This window comes from Qipengyuania sp. SM2507 (genome assembly GCF_053714505.1).
On the sequence record NZ_CM132307.1, the window covers coordinates 1,492,652 to 1,509,017 of the forward strand.

15 protein-coding genes are annotated in these 16,366 nt (G+C 65.7%); 10 read left to right on the top strand and 5 right to left on the bottom strand.

Going from position 1 to position 16,366, the window contains the following annotated elements; all coding sequences use genetic code 11:
• The first annotated feature begins 4 nt into the window (after positions 1-4).
• From trpE to lexA, 8 genes are all read left to right on the top strand, one after another.
• The gene (gene trpE, locus ACWIKC_RS07285) at positions 5-1,519 is read left to right on the top strand and encodes an anthranilate synthase component I (protein ID WP_454599461.1); all 1,515 of its coding nucleotides are present in this window, start codon (positions 5-7) and stop codon (positions 1,517-1,519) included.
• Entirely contained in the window at positions 1,516-2,373 is an 858-nt protein-coding gene (locus tag ACWIKC_RS07290; RefSeq protein WP_454596852.1) for a phosphodiester glycosidase family protein, read from the top strand. Before trpE ends, ACWIKC_RS07290 begins: the two co-directional genes overlap by 4 nt.
• Positions 2,373-2,972 carry an anthranilate synthase component II gene (locus tag ACWIKC_RS07295; protein ID WP_454596853.1) on the top strand — a complete coding sequence of 200 codons (600 nt, stop codon included), beginning with the start codon at positions 2,373-2,375 and terminating at the stop codon, positions 2,970-2,972. The genes ACWIKC_RS07290 and ACWIKC_RS07295 overlap by 1 nt, the downstream gene beginning before the upstream one ends.
• Positions 2,969-3,967, top strand: coding sequence for an anthranilate phosphoribosyltransferase (gene trpD / locus ACWIKC_RS07300; protein ID WP_454596854.1), 999 nt, complete (start codon positions 2,969-2,971; stop codon positions 3,965-3,967). The genes ACWIKC_RS07295 and trpD overlap by 4 nt, the downstream gene beginning before the upstream one ends.
• Complete coding sequence (gene trpC, locus ACWIKC_RS07305) at positions 3,964-4,761, top strand: indole-3-glycerol phosphate synthase TrpC (protein ID WP_454596855.1); 798 nt, start codon at positions 3,964-3,966, stop codon at positions 4,759-4,761. Before trpD ends, trpC begins: the two co-directional genes overlap by 4 nt.
• Positions 4,758-5,234: a cyclic pyranopterin monophosphate synthase MoaC gene (gene moaC / locus ACWIKC_RS07310; protein ID WP_454596856.1), complete on the top strand. Its 477-nt coding sequence runs from the start codon at positions 4,758-4,760 to the stop codon at positions 5,232-5,234. Before trpC ends, moaC begins: the two co-directional genes overlap by 4 nt.
• A complete protein-coding gene (locus ACWIKC_RS07315) occupies positions 5,231-6,427 on the top strand; it encodes a molybdopterin molybdotransferase MoeA (protein WP_454596857.1) in 1,197 nt (398 codons plus the stop codon). The genes moaC and ACWIKC_RS07315 overlap by 4 nt, the downstream gene beginning before the upstream one ends.
• A gap of 86 nt (positions 6,428-6,513) precedes the next feature.
• Positions 6,514-7,203, top strand: a complete 690-nt coding sequence (gene lexA / locus ACWIKC_RS07320; RefSeq protein ID WP_454596858.1) for a transcriptional repressor LexA — start codon at positions 6,514-6,516, stop codon at positions 7,201-7,203.
• 21 nt (positions 7,204-7,224) lie between these two features.
• On the opposite strand, the gene ACWIKC_RS07325 is transcribed toward lexA, so the two are convergent.
• On the bottom strand, positions 7,225-9,405 hold the full coding sequence (locus ACWIKC_RS07325) for a ComEC/Rec2 family competence protein (RefSeq protein ID WP_454596859.1): 2,181 nt from the start codon (positions 9,403-9,405) through the stop codon (positions 7,225-7,227).
• Between the two features lie 28 nt (positions 9,406-9,433).
• Between ACWIKC_RS07325 and gltX the strand changes: the two genes are divergently transcribed.
• Positions 9,434-10,885, top strand: coding sequence for a glutamate--tRNA ligase (gene gltX / locus ACWIKC_RS07330; RefSeq protein WP_454596860.1), 1,452 nt, complete (start codon positions 9,434-9,436; stop codon positions 10,883-10,885).
• 17 nt (positions 10,886-10,902) lie between these two features.
• The gene (locus ACWIKC_RS07335) at positions 10,903-12,189 is read left to right on the top strand and encodes a citrate synthase (RefSeq protein ID WP_454596861.1); all 1,287 of its coding nucleotides are present in this window, start codon (positions 10,903-10,905) and stop codon (positions 12,187-12,189) included.
• Positions 12,190-12,243: 54 nt separating this feature from the next.
• On the opposite strand, the gene ACWIKC_RS07340 is transcribed toward ACWIKC_RS07335, so the two are convergent.
• From ACWIKC_RS07340 to ACWIKC_RS07355, 4 genes are all read right to left on the bottom strand, one after another.
• Positions 12,244-13,689 carry a sensor histidine kinase gene (locus ACWIKC_RS07340; RefSeq protein WP_454596862.1) on the bottom strand — a complete coding sequence of 482 codons (1,446 nt, stop codon included), beginning with the start codon at positions 13,687-13,689 and terminating at the stop codon, positions 12,244-12,246.
• Between the two features lie 3 nt (positions 13,690-13,692).
• Positions 13,693-14,649, bottom strand: a complete 957-nt coding sequence (locus ACWIKC_RS07345; RefSeq protein WP_454596863.1) for a hypothetical protein — start codon at positions 14,647-14,649, stop codon at positions 13,693-13,695.
• A 41-nt stretch (positions 14,650-14,690) separates the two neighbouring features.
• Entirely contained in the window at positions 14,691-15,914 is a 1,224-nt protein-coding gene (locus tag ACWIKC_RS07350; protein ID WP_454596864.1) for a hypothetical protein, read from the bottom strand.
• Between the two features lie 79 nt (positions 15,915-15,993).
• Positions 15,994-16,305 carry an Hpt domain-containing protein gene (locus ACWIKC_RS07355; RefSeq protein ID WP_454596865.1) on the bottom strand — a complete coding sequence of 104 codons (312 nt, stop codon included), beginning with the start codon at positions 16,303-16,305 and terminating at the stop codon, positions 15,994-15,996.
• Positions 16,306-16,366: the final 61 nt, after the last annotated feature.

The following is a 16,366-nucleotide window of genomic DNA, read 5'->3' on the forward strand; positions in this document are numbered from 1 at the left end:
GACGCTGACCCAGACGCAAGGCGCAACGCACGCCGCCGCCGAACTGAGCGCCGGACGCCCGGCGCTGGTCTGGCGGAGGGTGCTCGCCGATACCCAGACCCCGGTGGGCGCGGCGCTCAAATTGTTCGAGCCCGAGCGCGGCGATTTCCTGCTCGAATCGGTCGAGGGCGGCGAGGTCCGCGGGCGCTACAGCCTGCTCGGCCTCGCGCCGGACCTCGTGTTCCGGGCCGATGGCAACGGAGCGACGATCAACCGCGACTGGGCGAGGGACCGCGAGGGTTTTGCGCCCTGCGGTTCGGATACGCTCGCCACCTTGCGCGAACTGGTGGCGGAATGCCGGATCGAGGTCCCTGAGGAGCTCCCGCCGGTATTGTCCTGCCTGGTCGGCTATTTCGGCTACGAGACCATCGCGCTGGTCGAGGATCTGCCGAGCGCCACCGCTGGTGGGCTCGACCTGCCCGACATGATGTTCGTCCGCCCGACGCTTATTCTCGTGTTCGACACTCTGACCGACATGCTGTTCTGTGTCGCGCCGCTGTGGTCGAATGTCGATTCGACTATTGCCGAGCAGATAGTGTCGGTCGAAAAGCGCATCGACGAGGCGCTCGAGCGCCTGGCGCAAACGGTTCCGGCTTCTGTGCCGGTCGCGGATATTCCAACCCAGGCGGTTCTAGATCCCCAGCTCGAAGCCTCCAGATACAAGGCTATGGTGCTCAAAGCGCAGGACTATATCGTCGCCGGCGATATCTTTCAGGTCGTCCTCGCCCAACGCTTCTCCTGCCCCTTCCCGCTCCCTCCCATCGAACTCTACCGCGCCTTGCGCCGGGTGAACCCCTCCCCCTTCCTCTATTTCCTCGACCTCCCCGGATTCGCCGTCGTCGGCTCGAGCCCCGAGATCCTTGTCCGGGTCCGCGATGGCGAGGTCACCGTGCGCCCGATCGCCGGGACCCGTCCGCGCGGCGCCACCCCGCAGGCCGATCGCGATGCCGAGCATTCGCTGCTGGCCGACGCGAAAGAACGCGCAGAACACTTGATGCTGCTCGATCTTGGGCGCAACGACGTCGGCCGCGTCGCGGCGGCCGGCAGCGTTGCCGTGACCGACAGTTTCACGATCGAGCGCTACAGCCATGTCATGCATATCGTGAGCAATGTCGTCGGCCGGCTCGATCCTGCGAAGGACGCGCTCGACGCGCTGTTTGCGGGCTTTCCCGCCGGCACGGTCAGCGGGGCGCCCAAGCTGCGCGCCTGCGAAATCATCGCCGAGCTCGAACCCGAAGCGCGCGGCCCCTATGCCGGCGGCGTGGGCTATTTCGCGCCAGACGGCTCGCTCGACAGCTGCATCGTGCTGCGCACCGCGGTGCTGAAAGACGGAATAATGCATGTCCAGGCCGGCGCCGGGATCACCGCCGACAGCGATCCGGACTATGAATTGAACGAATGCATGGCCAAGGCAGGCGCGCTGCGCGCCGCAGCCGACGAAGCCTTTCGCATCGCTAGAGAGAATGGAGACAGCAAGTGAAGCGAAGCCTCTTCGCACTGGCGCTTGCCGCCTGTTCGCTCGTCGGCTGCGAGCAGCAACCCGAAGGCGAGCCGATCGCCCGCGCCGAGATCGGACGCGGCAATTCGACCGGCACCGCAGCGGAGGATACCACTGCCGGGGATGCCGAGGCGACCATTGCCAGCCAGGTCGAATCAGCCTGTCGTTCGGTTATCTTCGAGGACACATCGCTAACCCATTGCCTTGCGGTTCCCTCGCGTCATCGCATCGCCACCGACCTCGCCGGAGCAGATGGCGACATTTACCGCAGCCTCTCAGCTCTTGCCGGCGTCCGCGACCCCGAGACCATCGCCTTCGCGATGAACGCGGGCATGTTCGACGACGAGGGCGATCCGATCGGTTACTACGTCGAGGATTCCGAGCGGTTGAAGACGCTCAACACCCAGGATGGCGAGGGCAATTTCCACCTCAATCCCAATGGCGTGTTCTTCGGCAGCGGCGAGAGCTGGGAAATCCGCACTACCTCCGATTTCCTCGCCAATGTCAGCGAGCGCCCCGAATTCGGGACGCAGTCGGGCCCGATGCTGGTGATCGATGGCAAGTTGCACCCTGAGATTTCAACGGATGGCGAGTCTCGCCTGATCCGCAACGGCGTGGGCGTCGATGCCAAGGGTCGTGCCCATTTCGTGATCTCCAACGCGCCGATTTCCTTCGGCAAGCTGGCGCGATTCTATCGCGACGAATTGTCGGTGTCCGATGCGCTCTACCTCGACGGCAACGTCTCGGCGCTGTGGAATCCTGCGACCGGCCGGCTCGATACCGGCGCGGCGATCGGCCCCTTGATCGTGGTCGAGAAAAGGGCCAGCGCCGAGTAATGATCTTCGTCGTCGACAATTACGACAGCTTCACCTTCAACCTAGTCCATTATCTGATGGAGCTGGGTGCCGAGGTGCGGGTCGAGCGCAATGATGCGCTGAGTGCACGCGAGGTGATCGCGAGCGGCGCACAAGGCGTGCTCATCTCGCCTGGCCCCTGCACCCCCAACGAAGCGGGCATCAGTCTCGATCTGGTCGGCGCCTGCGCGGATGCGCGCCTGCCGCTGCTCGGAGTCTGCCTGGGCCATCAGGCGATCGGCCAGTATTTCGGCGGGCGCGTTGTCCAGGGCGGGTTGATGCATGGCAAGACCAGCGCGGTAACGCATGACGGCTCGGGCGTATTCGCTGGCCTGCCCTCGCCCTTTATCGCCACCCGCTATCACTCGCTGGTGGTCGAGGACATTCCCGCTGCGCTCGAGGTCAATGCGACCAGCGAGACACCCGGCCTCGACGGCACCAGTGCGATGGGCTTTCGCCACCGCGATCTGCCGATCCACGGCGTCCAGTTCCATCCCGAAAGCATCGCCACCGAGCATGGCCATGCGCTGCTCGCCAATTTCCTGCACCTCTGCGGCATGGATGCGAAGGTACCGGCATGAAGCAGCTTCCCTCCGCCGAGGCACGGTTGAACGAGACCGAAGCGGAAGAAATCTTCGGCTGGATCCTCGACGGCGAAGTCGGGGACGACGACATCGCGCGTTTTCTGGTCGCGATGACCGAGCGCAGCGAGACCAGCGACGAAATCGCCGGCGCAGCCCGGGCTCTCCGCGCTCGCCTGGCTCCCATTAGGGCGCCGAAAGATGCGGTCGATTGCTGCGGCACCGGCGGCGACGGCCACCACACGCTCAACGTCTCGACCGCGGTGAGCCTGGTCGTCGCCGCAACCGGGGTACCGGTCGCCAAACACGGCAATCGCGCCGCCAGCAGCAAGTCGGGCGCGGCGGATACGCTGGAGGCGCTCGGGCTCGATATGGAAGCCGCCGGGCGCACCGCGGAAAAAACACTCGCCGAACTCGGTATCTGTTTCCTCTTCGCCAAGAACCATCACCCGGCGATGGCCCGCATCCAGCCGATCCGCCAGCGGCTCGGCAAGCGGACAATTTTCAACCTGATGGGCCCGCTCTCCAATCCAGCGGGCGTCCAGCGCCAGCTGATCGGGATCGCCCGTCCGGGCTACGTGCCGATTTACGCCGCAGCCAAGGCGCGGCTGGGCACCGAGCGTACCTTCATCGCTTCGGGCGACGAGGGGATCGACGAACTGAGCCTGGCGGGCGGAAACGAACTCGCCGACGTTCGCGGCGACGGATTCGAGATGCGCCGGGTGGATGCGAGTATGGCGCAGCTACCCCACGCGCCAGTCGAGGCGATCCGGGGCGGCGACGCGATCCACAATGCCAAGGCGCTTCAGGCGCTGCTGGCGGGTGCGCCAGGGCCCTATCGCGATGCGGTACTGTTCAACGCCGCCGCCACGCTGATTGTCGCGGGCAAGGCCGCCGACTGGCTCGATGGTGCAGAGATCGCGCGTGAGGCGCTCGACAGCGGTGCTGCCGAGAGATTGCTCGACCGCTGGATCGCTTTGGCGGCGGCAGCGTGAACAAGCTGCAGGAAATCTGCGCGGTCAAGCGCGAGGAGGTTGCCAAAAGGCGACAGCAGCACTCGCGTGCCGATCTCGACCGCATGGCCCGCGAACAAACCGCGTCGCGCGGTTTTGCCAAGGCGCTCACGCAGGCGCAGCAGACTGGCTTCGGGCTGATCGCCGAGATCAAGCGCGCCAGCCCATCCAAGGGTCTGATCCGCGCGGATTTCGATCCCGCCGCACACGCCGCCGCCTATCAGGCGGGCGGTGCCGCCTGCCTCTCGGTGCTCACCGATGTGCCCTATTTTCAGGGTCACGATGATTTTCTGGTGGCGGCGCGCGCCGCTTGCGCCCTGCCCTGCCTGCGCAAGGACTTCATGGTCGATGTCTGGCAGGTCGCCGAAAGCCGCGCGCTCGGCGCTGATGCGGTGCTGATCATCGTCGCAGCGCTCGACGATGACGCCATGGCCGATATCGAAAGCGCCGCGCTCGATCATGGCATGGACGTGCTGATCGAGGTGCATGACGAGGCCGAGCTCGAGCGCGCTCTCAAGCTGAACTCGCCTCTGATCGGGATCAACAACCGCGACCTCCGCAGCTTCGAGATCGATCTTGCCACTACCGAACGGCTCGCGGAGCTGGTCCCCGAAGGCGATCTGCTGGTCTGCGAGAGCGGCATCTTCACGTATGACGACTGCCAGCGGATGGCGCGGCACGGGGTGCGCAGCTTTCTGGTCGGCGAGGCTCTTATGCGGCAGGACGATATCGAACTCGCCACCCGCCAGTTGCTGACGGGATCAACCGCGCAATGAACGAGCTCAGCCATCTCGACGCGCAGGGCGCAGCGCAGATGGTCGATGTCTCGGGCAAGAGCGACAGCGTGCGCGAGGCGGTGGCCGAAGGATTCGTGACGATGACACCCGAGGTGATCGCCGCGATCCGCGCGGGCGACATCAAGAAAGGTGACGTCCTGGGCACCGCGCGCATCGGGGGCATCATGGCGGCCAAGCGCACCAGTAATCTGATCCCGCTCTGCCACCCGCTGCCGATCGCCAGCGTCAGCATCGAATTCGACTATGTCGATACCGGCATCCGCGTCGAAACCCGGGTGCGCACCACCGGCAAGACCGGGGTCGAGATGGAAGCGTTGACCGCCGCGAGCGTCGCCCTGCTCACGATCTATGACATGGCCAAGGCGCTCGACAAGGGCATGGCCATCGGCCCGGTTCGGCTGCTCGCCAAGAGCGGCGGCAAGTCGGGTGACTGGGTGGCAGACACGCCGTGAGCGGCTCGGGCCTGCTCCCGCTCGCCGAGGCGCAGCAGCGGCTGCTCGCCCTCGCCCGGCCTGGGCCGATCGTCGATCTACCGCTTGAACGCTGCGTCGGCCATTATCTCGCGCAGCCATTGACCGCCCAGCGCAACCAGCCCGCCGCCGATCTGTCGGCGATGGACGGCTATGCGATACGCTGGGCGGACTTGCCCGGCCCCTGGCGTATCATCGGCGATAGCGCGGCGGGGCAGCCGTTCGACGGGTTGCTCGGTAAAGGTGAGGCCGCGCGCATATCGACTGGCGCGATTGTGCCGGCCGGTGCCGACACGATCCTCGTCCAGGAAGATGCCCAGCGCAGCGGCGACACGCTGCGGCTCATCGGCGACGGACCGCCGCAGCAAGGCACTCATATCCGCCCCGCCGGGCATGATTTCAGCGCAGGCACACCGCTTGCTTCTGCAGGCGCTAAAATAGACGCGCGGCTGATCGCGCTCGCCGCAATGGCAGGGCATTGCACGCTGCCGGTCCACCAGCGAGTGCGTATAGCGATCCTCGACACCGGCAACGAGCTCGTGCCGCCGGGCGCGCCGCTTCCCAGCCCTGCGCATATACCAGCAAGCAATGGCGTGATGCTCTCGGCTATGTTGGCCCATTCGCCGGTCAATGCCACGCGACCGCCCATCGTCCCCGACCGGCTCGGTGCGGTCGCCGAGGCGCTGGCGGGACAGGCGGACGCGGATGTCATCATCACGACGGGCGGCGCCTCGGTGGGAGATCACGATCTGATCCGGCCAGCGCTGACGCAGCTCGGCGGTCGCGTCGATTTCTGGCGGATCGCGATGCGACCGGGCAAGCCGGTGATGGTGGCGCGGCTCGGGCGATCCCTCGTCATCGGGCTGCCGGGCAATCCGGTTTCTGCGTACGTCACCGCCCACATGCTCGTGCTGCCGCTGCTGCGCACCCTCCTGGGCGCGACCGAGGCGCTTCCACGAACCGCTCGGCTGCCCGCTGGCGCACCCTTCCCCGCTGTCGGCAGCCGCCAGGAGTTCGTCCGCGTAAAGGTCGTCGAGGGGGCGGTCCGTCCCCTGGCCAATCAGGACAGCGGCGCTCTCCATGCGCTGTGGCAGGCCGACGCGCTCGCGATCCGCCCCGCCCAAGCCCCCGCTGCCACGCTCGGGGATCCGATCGACTGCATGATGCTTGCCTGAGCAGGCTTGACGACGCCATGTTTGTTTCGTAATTGTTCCGTGTTCGTTCGCCCGTTCCACCGGGCATCTGGCACAAGGACTATGCGATGCTGACCCGCAAACAACACGAGCTGATCCGCTTCATCCAGCTGCGGCTGGAAGAAAACGGCATCTCGCCCTCGTTCGAGGAAATGAAGGAAGCGCTCGATCTGAAGTCGAAATCTGGCGTCCATCGCTTGATAAGTGCCTTGGAAGAGCGTGGCTTCATCCGCCGCCTGCCCAATCGGGCCCGCGCGCTCGAGGTCATCCGGACGCCCGAGGACGCGGTTCCAGCCGGTCGCAGTCCGAAGCCGGCCAATGATACGGTCATCCCGGCGCTTGCCACCAAGACCGTAGCACGCGAACCGGCCAACGACGTGATCGAGCTACCGCTGCACGGGCGGATCGCCGCAGGCGCGCCGATCGAGGCGATCGAGGGACAGTCGAGCCTTCCCGTCCCCGCCGCACTGCTCGGCCCCGGCGATCACTATGCGCTCGAGGTCTCGGGCGATTCCATGATCGAGGCCGGGATATTCGATGGCGATTTCGCGCTCATCCGCCGCACCGACACCGCGCGGGATGGCGAAATCGTCGTGGCGCTGGTCGACAATGAGGAAGCAACGCTCAAATACCTGCGCCGTGCGGATGGGCGGATCACGCTCGACCCGGCCAATCCCGCCTACGAACCGCAGGTCTACCGCGCCGACCAGGTGCAGGTGCAGGGCAAGCTCGCTGGGCTGTTGCGCCGCTACCACTGAGCGCGCTTCGGAGCAGCCGCGTCAATCGCCTTGCCCGCGCCACCAGCCGTGTTCGCCTTGTCCTTGCGCGACGGTGCGGACTTCACCGTCTTCGAGATAGACAAGCGCCCCGCCCTCGCGCTCGAGAAACCGCCGATCTGCCTTGAGCCACAGTGGACGGCAACTGCGCGGCAGAAACCGGTCGGCGACGACGATATGCGCGCGGTCGCAAGCCGCGGCCAGCGCGCGCTCCTCCACCATCTCGCGACCGCGCGCCATCAGCACGTGCCAGTCGCGTTCTCCGCGCCGCAAAGTGATTGCGCAGAATTCGGGCGTGCAGCGCGCGCCCGGCCAGCGTTCGAGCGGAATGACCTCCCCGTCCGATCCGGCCATTTCGAGAAGATTGTCGCGCGCGTAGGAGCTGCGGCTTTCGCGCAAGACCAGCAACCGCTCGTCCTCGCCGACGATCCCGACATGGCGCCCGTCACGGGTGATCAAGAGGTCGGCCTTGGGCGTCGAGAGAAACATCGCCGCTCCCAGAGCCACCGGCACGAGGCCCCAGAGTCGCGCCCGGCCCTGCCAAAGCGCCAGCCAGGCCAGACCCGCCAGAATCGTAATGAGGGTACCGAGCAGCATTTGCGGCATCAGCTTCACGGAACCGGGTTGCTCGGCCACGCCATGCGCCAGTGCGAGGAGCAGGTCGAGCGACCGTCCGACCAGCCACCAGACCGGTGCCCCAAGACCGACAAGGTCGAGCGCCAATGCCAGCGCCAGCAGCGGCATGGTCACAAAGGTCACCAGCGGGATTCCCACCACATTGGCGAAAGCACCGTAAATGCCCGCGCGATGGAAATGGAACAGCACAACCGGCATCAACGCAAATTCGATCAGCAACCCGGTCAGGAACAGGATCGCGGCGCGGCGCCCCGTTCTTGCGACCCAGCTTTCCTCGCGCGCGGCGAGAAAGCGTTTCACCCAGGCGGCACCGCTTAGCGCGACGATGGCGATCACCGCGGAAAAGCTCATCTGGAAGCTCGGCCCGACCAGCGCCTCCGGCCACATGAGCAACACCACGAAGGCCGCCACCGCCACCATCCGCATGGAGAGCGGCTCCCGCCCCAGGCCGATTGCCACCAGCACCAGCAATGCCCCGATGCAGCTGCGTACCGTCGGGACCTCTGCGCCGGTGAGCAGCGTATAGCCGATTCCTGCCAGCGCCCCGATTGCCGCCGCAACCAACGGCAGTCGCACCCGCAGCACCAGCCATGGCCACAGCGCGAGCAGTTTCATCGTGAGAAAATAGGCTGCGGCGATTACCGCGCTGACATGCACGCCACTGATCGATAGCAGATGGTAGAGTCCGGAATCTCGCATCGCGATATCGTCTTCTTCGGCGATCGAGCCGCGGTCGCCGCTCGCAAAGGCTGCGGCAATCGTCCCCGGAGATCCGTCGAGCTTCTCGCGAACATGTGCGCTGAGCCGTCTCTGCGCGACCGCCAGCGCATCCTCTTCAATCGCGGGCTCCACCAGTTCGATATCGCCGACCAGCGCACCCGTCGCCGCAAAGCCTTCGAACCAGGCGGCGCGGGCAAAATCATAGGTTCCCGGCAGGATCGGCGAAGCCGGCGGCATCAGCCGCGCACGTAGTCGGATTCGTGCGCCCTCCTTGAACCCGGACGAATCCTTCGCCAGCGGGACGTTGATCCGCACCTTGATCGCCCGCGCCAATTCTGCATCGCGAACTGCGATTACCAGGCGCACCCGATCCTCTGCGGGCTGCTCATCGCGTTCAAGAACGCGCGCGTCGAGCTGCATCATCTGCGGATAATCGATGGGCTGTGCCCCCACCATCTCCGAGCGGGTCCAGATCACGGCGAGCCCCGTAGCCAGCATGATGCAAATGGAAATCACGGTCACCAGCAGACGAATGCGATCGTCGCGCCCGCGCCATACGGCCAGCGCTGCCATTGCCACAAGCAGACAAAGCGCGGCAAAGCCAGCCCACTGCCAGGCGGTGTCGAGCAGGAACCACGTCCCGATCCCGCTTGCGAAGGCCACGGCTAGCCAAGGTCCGCGGTCGAATCCTGCGCTGGTGAGGAAAGCTTCTCCGGCATCCCCCACGCTGGACAAGCGGAACCGCTTGCGCCATGGGCGCTGCACTGCAGCATCGCTCGGCCCCCCGGCCCCCGGATGCGGCACCTCCGGCGCTGTCTGCGTCGCCATGCAGCCACTTGAAGGGAAACGCGAGACGATGGCAAGCGATAGCATTGCGACAAGAGAACAGGTCGTGACGCGCTTCGCTCCCTCGCCCACCGGGTTCCTGCATATCGGCGGCGCGCGCACCGCCCTGTTTAACTGGCTGTTCGCCCGCCACCACGGCGGCAAGGCTCTGTTGCGGATCGAGGACACCGACGCCAAGCGTTCGACCCAGGACGCTATCGACAAGATCCTCGAGGGTCTCGACTGGCTCGGCCTCGACTACGATGAACCCCCGGTTTTCCAGTCGCAACGCGCCGATCGCCACCGCGAAGTGGCCTTGACGCTGCTCGAGGCGGGCCACGCCTACAAATGCTTCGCCACGCCCGAGGATCTGGAAGCGATGCGCGCCGAGCAGCGCGCCGCCAAGCAGCCGATGCGGTACGACGGCCGCTGGCGCGACCGCGACCCCTCGGAGGCTCCCCAAGGCGCGCCCTACACCGTTCGGCTCAAGACCCCGGCCGATGGCGAGACCGCGATCGACGACGCCGTCCAGGGCCGCGTGACAGTGCAGAATGTCGAGATCGACGATTACATCCTGCTGCGCGCCGACGGCACCCCGACCTATATGCTCGCAGTGGTGGTCGACGATCACGACATGGGGGTCACCCATGTCATCCGCGGCGACGACCATCTCAACAACGCGTTCCGCCAGCTGCCGATCTATCATGCAATGGATGCGATCGAAGGCGGCTGGCCCCAGCCTGTCTATGCACATGTGCCGCTGATTCACGGCGCCGATGGCGCCAAGCTCTCCAAGCGCCACGGAGCGGTGGGCGTCGAAGCCTATCGCGACGAAGAAGGTGTCCTTCCCGAAGCCCTGTTCAACTATCTGTTGCGACTGGGCTGGGGTCATGGCGATCGCGAGGAAATCACGCGCGACGAAGCGGTCGAGCTGTTCGACCTCGCTGGCGTCGGCAAGAGCGCCTCGCGTTTCGACATCAAGAAGCTGCAGAACCTCAACGGCCATTACATCCGCGAGGCCGACGACGCGCGGCTGGCAGCGCTGGTCGCCGAGCGGATCGGGGCCCAGGCCGACCGTGAGTTGCTCACACAAGCGATGCCGGTGCTGAAGCCGCGCGCGAAGCATCTGGACGAACTGGCCGAGGGCGCCGCCTTCCTGTTCGCCACCCGTCCGCTCGCCATGACCGAGAAGGCGGCGGCGCTGCTGGACGACGAGGGACGCGAACGATTGGGGCATATTTCCGCGGCTTTGCACGAGGAAAATGACTGGACAATCGAGACCCTCGAGGCCACTACCAAAGCTCTTGCGGAACGCCTCGAACTCGGGCTCGGCAAGCTCGCCCAACCCATGCGCGCCGCGCTTACCGGGACGACCACATCCCCGGGCATCTTCGACGTATTGGTCCTGCTGGGTAAGGACGAGGCGCTGGCGCGTATCGACGCGCAGGCCGCCCAACCCGCAGGCACAAATAACAACAGCTAACAGCCAAGGAGGCAGCCATGACCGACAAGCAGGCAAAACTCGAAATCGGCAGCGACAGCGTGGATTTCCCCGTGCTTCAGGGCAGTTGCGGACCCGATGTGGTCGATATCCGCAAGCTCTACGGATCGACCGGCAAGTTCACTTTCGATCCCGGCTACAAATCGACTGCCAGCTGCGAAAGCGCGCTGACCTTCATCGATGGCGAGGAAGGCGTTCTGCTCCATCGCGGCTACCCCATCGGACAGCTGGCCGAGAGTTCCAGCTTCATGGAAGTCTCCTACCTTCTGCTCAACGGCGAACTGCCCAACCAGACCGAGCTCGACGAATTCGACTACACGATCACGCGGCACACCATGCTGCACGATCAGCTGCGCCAGTTCTATCAGGGCTTCCGGCGCGACGCGCACCCGATGGCGATCATGTGCGGCGTCGTCGGCGCGCTTTCGGCTTTCTATCACGACAGCACCGATATTTCGGATCCCGAGCATCGCAAGATCAGCTCGCATCGCCTGATCGCCAAGATGCCGACCATCGCGGCCTGGGCGTATAAATATTCGATCGGGCAGCCTTTCCTGCAGCCCGACAATTCCCTCAGCTACACTGGCAATTTCATGCGCATGACCTTCGGCGTTCCTGCCGAGGAATATGAGCTCCACCCGGCGGTGGAAAAGGCGATGGACCGGATTTTCATCCTCCATGCCGATCACGAGCAGAACGCCTCGACCTCGACCGTGCGGCTTGCCGGCTCTTCGGGTGCCAACCCGTTTGCGTGCATCGCGGCAGGCATCGCCTGCTTGTGGGGCCCCGCGCATGGCGGTGCCAACGAGGCGGCGCTCAACATGCTCAAGGAAATCGGTACCCCCGACCGCATCCCGCACTACATCGAGCGCGCCAAGGACAAGAACGATCCGTTCCGCCTGATGGGTTTCGGTCACCGCGTGTACAAGAATTACGATCCCCGCGCGACGGTGATGCAGAAGACCGTGCGCGAGGTGTTCGAAGCGCTCAACGTCACCGACCCGGTGTTCGAGACGGCGATGCAGCTGGAAGAAATCGCGCTCAACGACGATTACTTCCGCGAGAAGAAGCTGTTCCCCAATGTCGATTTTTACTCGGGGATCATCCTTTCGGCGATCGGCTTCCCGACCACGATGTTCACCGCGCTGTTTGCACTGGCGCGCACCGTTGGCTGGGTGTCGCAGTGGAACGAGATGATCTCCGATCCAGGCCAGGTCATCGGTCGCCCGCGTCAGCTCTACACCGGCCCGACCGAGCGGGATTACGTGTCGATCGACAGGCGCTGAGCGTCGACTCAATTTTTGTAAGGGAAAGGGGCGCTTCAGCGCCCCTTTTTCGTGTCACTTGCCCTCGGGCGGTTCGACCGCATCCGCCCCAGGCCCTCCGCGCGGTCGGCTGCGCAATTCCTCCGCTGCGGGCACGGACAGAGTAAAGCGGGCGCCCTGCCCCGGCGCGCTCTCGACGGTCAGATCGCCATCCATCGCGCGGGCGATCCGGCGCGAGATATAGAGGCCCAGCCCAGACCCACCATCGCCACTCCGGCCCAGACGCTCGAACTTCTCGAACACCTTTTCCTGCTGGTCCTCGGGAATGCCGTGCCCCTGGTCGGCCACGGTGATCAGCGCGCGCTGGCCGATCCGGTCGAGCCGGACCCAGACCTGGCTGCCTTCGGGGGAATAGCGGATCGCATTGTTTATCAGGTTGATAAGTATCTGCAGCACACGGCGAAACTCGGCGATCGCCAGCTGGCTCTCGCCCTTTACCGGCGGGACCAGCGTGGTGCCCTTCTCGCGCGCACGAACCCCCAGAATGCCACAGGCCTGTCGCGCCACATCGCCCAGATCGATCCTGTCGGGGGCGGTGACGAAGTCTTCCGATTCGACCACCTCGAGATCCGACAGATCGTCGATCAGCGAGAGCAGATGCTGGCCCGCAGTGGCGATATCGGCGGCGTAGTCGCTGTATTCCTCGGCCAGCGGCCCGGCGAGCTTGGTGCGGATGGTTTCGGCATTGGCGATGATGCGGTTGATCGGCTGGCGCAGCACCGGCGAAATGTCGCGGCCCAGCGAGGGGGCCTCGGGGGTCGTCGTCTGGCCGAGTTCCAGCTCCTGCAAGCCGAGCGGTTTGTTGGCCGAAAGATGCAGCACGAAGCCCGAGCTCCCGGGATCGGGCTGGCCAAGCGGTTCGAGATGCGCAGTCCAGCTGCGCTTGGATCCCTCGACCGTGCATTCCGCGCCATCTAGCAGGCGCCAGTGCAGCGGCTGCCGGCGGCTGTTGCCGGGAAAATCGACGAAATCCGTCCAGGGTCGTCCGATCCCCGCCTGCATCGACAACTCGAGCCGGGTGAGATCGGGTGCTTCGACCTCGACCGATAGCACCTGCTGATCGGGATCGAGCCGCGCGGTGAGATCGGACAGGTTGCGCGCGATCTCGCTGCGCCGCCGGGCCGCTTCGACTTCATCCTCGGGCGGAATTTCCTCGGTCTGCCAAGAGACGACCGCCAATTCACAACCGGTGACGGTGCCATCTGACGCGGTGGCTGGCTCGATTTCCACCCAGGCGGTGATCCGCTCCTCGCCGTCGATGGCGCGGAACTGGCGCGCCAGCCTGAGGCCGTAGCGCTGGGCCTTGGTGACCAGTGCGAGAAGTTCGGGGATGGCGACCGTTGCGCCGATTTCTCCGCCACAGGCGTGCTGCAACCCCGCGAGGGGCTCATCGGCCATGGTCAGCCGTCCTTCGTCATCGACCGTGCCATGCGCCAGATAGCGTGTCCCCACCGTTGCCATCGCTCAGACTCCGCCCCGGCTCGTGCCAAGTGTCGTACCCTGCGCGAGCAATTGTGCGGCTTCGCGCGTGCCGATCTGTTCCAGACCTTGCGGTGGCAATTCGTGCGGATGGATGCGCAGCAGTTGCGCTTCGACATCCTGGGGCTTGAGGCCGGCCGCGCGCAAACTCAGCGCCAGCCGCGCCGCCTGCTGCTCATTGGTCGCAAGCGCGGCAATATCGCGGCTTTGCCCCGAGCGCAGCGCCAGCGCGGAGAGGAATAGCGCCACCCCCCCATGGTCGATCGCCAGCGCCGCATTGGCGCCCGATCCCAGCGTGGTGACAACGCGGTCGAGCAGCGACAGCCGCCCCGCCCCCTCGTCGAAATCCGCGCGCAGCTTGCCTTCGGCGCGGGTCAGCGCATCGGAGCGTTCGTTGCGGTTGAAGGCGCGCCAGGCCAGCAGCGCCTCATGCAGCAGGTCGCCCGGCAGCTCTGCGATGGGCAGCTCCATCCGCCGCTGGGCCTGCGCGAAGCGGGCCTGCGCGGCGAGCGCGGCCATGCCGGCGCTGGCGATCTGCGTGTCCTCATGCCCGATCAGCGTCTGCATCAGAGGCGACAGTACCGGGTCGAGCGCGCCTTCCTCTTCAAGACCCGAGGCCAGCCGCCATTCCAGCGCGAGCGCATGGCAATGCGCCACCAGCAGCGGGCTGGCAAAGAAATGCTCGGCCAGCGCCTCGCCATGTTCGGCGGCGAATTGCTCGCGTCCCTTCTGCCCGGTTGCCTCGGCCTGGACGCGCAGGACCTGCCAGGCGAGGTGGATCAGCATGCCGCGCACCCGCGCCACGATGGCATCGCTGAACAGCGACTGGTCGCGCGCCGACAACAGATGTCCGAGGATCGGACCGATACGGCCCAGCGCCCGGTCGCCCCGTGCCAGCGCGATGCGCAGCGCGTCGCCTTCGGGCCATTCGGTTTCAGCCATTTGTTTGGGCTCGATCATGGTTTGCGCGTAGCATGGCGTGGTTAATCCGCCGTTAGTCCGCGCACCCCCGCGTCGCGGACGAAAAGCGAACCGAGCACGAGCAGCGAAAGGACCGCGCAGGCGAGCTGGACGATCCCGAAAAATGCGGACGGCAGCAGCAAGGCGAGGAGCACGATCCGGTCGGCATAGAGCGCCCGCAAGCTGACCGAGCTTCCCGGCGCGTCAGGATCGAGGGTGAACTGCTCGCCGAGCCGCAGCAGGCCGAACAGGATCGCGGGCACGAACAGCCGCAGCCAGGCGGGGCCTTCAATCGGAATGGTCAGTGCGATCAGCGAGATGAGCAACAAGTCGGCGCCTGCGCGCAGCGTCGTATCGACTCCGAATCGCTTCGTGCGATTGCGCGGCATGCGCCCAAGCCGCTGGATGATCCCGGCAATTGGCAGCAGCACGGCCATCGCCGTCCCGAGCGATAGCGCCACGAGCGGTTTGCCGAGAGTCGCCATCAATGCGGCAAGCACGCCCGCAGCGACAGCGGCGAGCAGCGGGATTCGCTCGAATCGGGTTCCTACGATGTCGCGCGCCAAGCGGCTGCCGATCCGCTCCGCCGTGGCCAGACCGGGGGCCGCGAAGGATACGGGCGGGACCCGTCCGGCGATCCAGCGTTTCTCGCGCGCCAGCAGCGTCGGTGGATCAGCGCGCAAAAGCCAGTCACCATTCGCAAGCAGTGCCGGGTCGAGCGGCGTCTGCCGTGTCCCCGTCTGCAAGGCGATCCGCAGCAGTGCCGAGGCGGCTTCGGCGTCGGGTGGCAGATCGGACAGGCGTTCGACGGACTGGCCCCGCGTTCGCAGCATCCCCGCCCAGGCACGCTCGCCATCGATCCGCTCGAACCCGAAGCCCAGCGCCGGGTCGGCCGTAAAGGTCAGCACCACCGGTCGTTCGGCCAGCAGGCGGACTGCCTCCTCGACGGCGGGCAGCAGGCCATCGGCAAGCACGAAAACATCGTCATCCGCCTTGACCAGGCCCGACAGGCGGCGAAGATCCTCGATCGCCTGAAAGCGCACGCCTGCGGCTTCCGCACGGTGCTGGCAGGCGATGACATCCTGCCCCAGCCCGCCAACCAGGCAGACCACGCTTTCGCAGCCCAGATCGATCGCGCAATCGAGCTGATGCGACAGGATCGAGCGCCCCGCGAAGCTCCGGAACGCGCGCTTGCGTCCCTTGTGGTCGGGATCGTCGGCAAGAGCAGTCAGGATGGCGATGCGCAAAGGTGGCGGGTTTCCGAGATTGGTATGAGTTCGCAAAGGATAGAGACAAGCGCACCACCTGCCAAATCCCAAAGCGCCTTCAGCCGGTAGTCCGGCCCCGGATTTCGCCAAGATGCGTCTCGATTTCGCGCAAGGCCGCGGGATCGCCGGGCACCCCGCCAAGCGCCACTTGGGCCATCTCCATCAATTGCGTCGCATGAAAGCCGCCGGCCAGCGCGTGCAGCCGAAGCGCAGCCATCTGCCAGTTCGCATCGCAGCGCGAACGGCGCATGAGATCGAGCTGGCGTTCGGCGCTTTCAAGGAAACCTGCCTTGAGTTCGCGCTGGAGAAAACCGTCCTCACCGGCGGCGGTTGCCAGTGCGGCTTCGAAGGGCCCGGATTGGAATGCCATGCCCCCCCTTGGCAGGCCTTGGTTAAAACAGGGTTTAACCGGGACGCAGTTGTGATAGTTT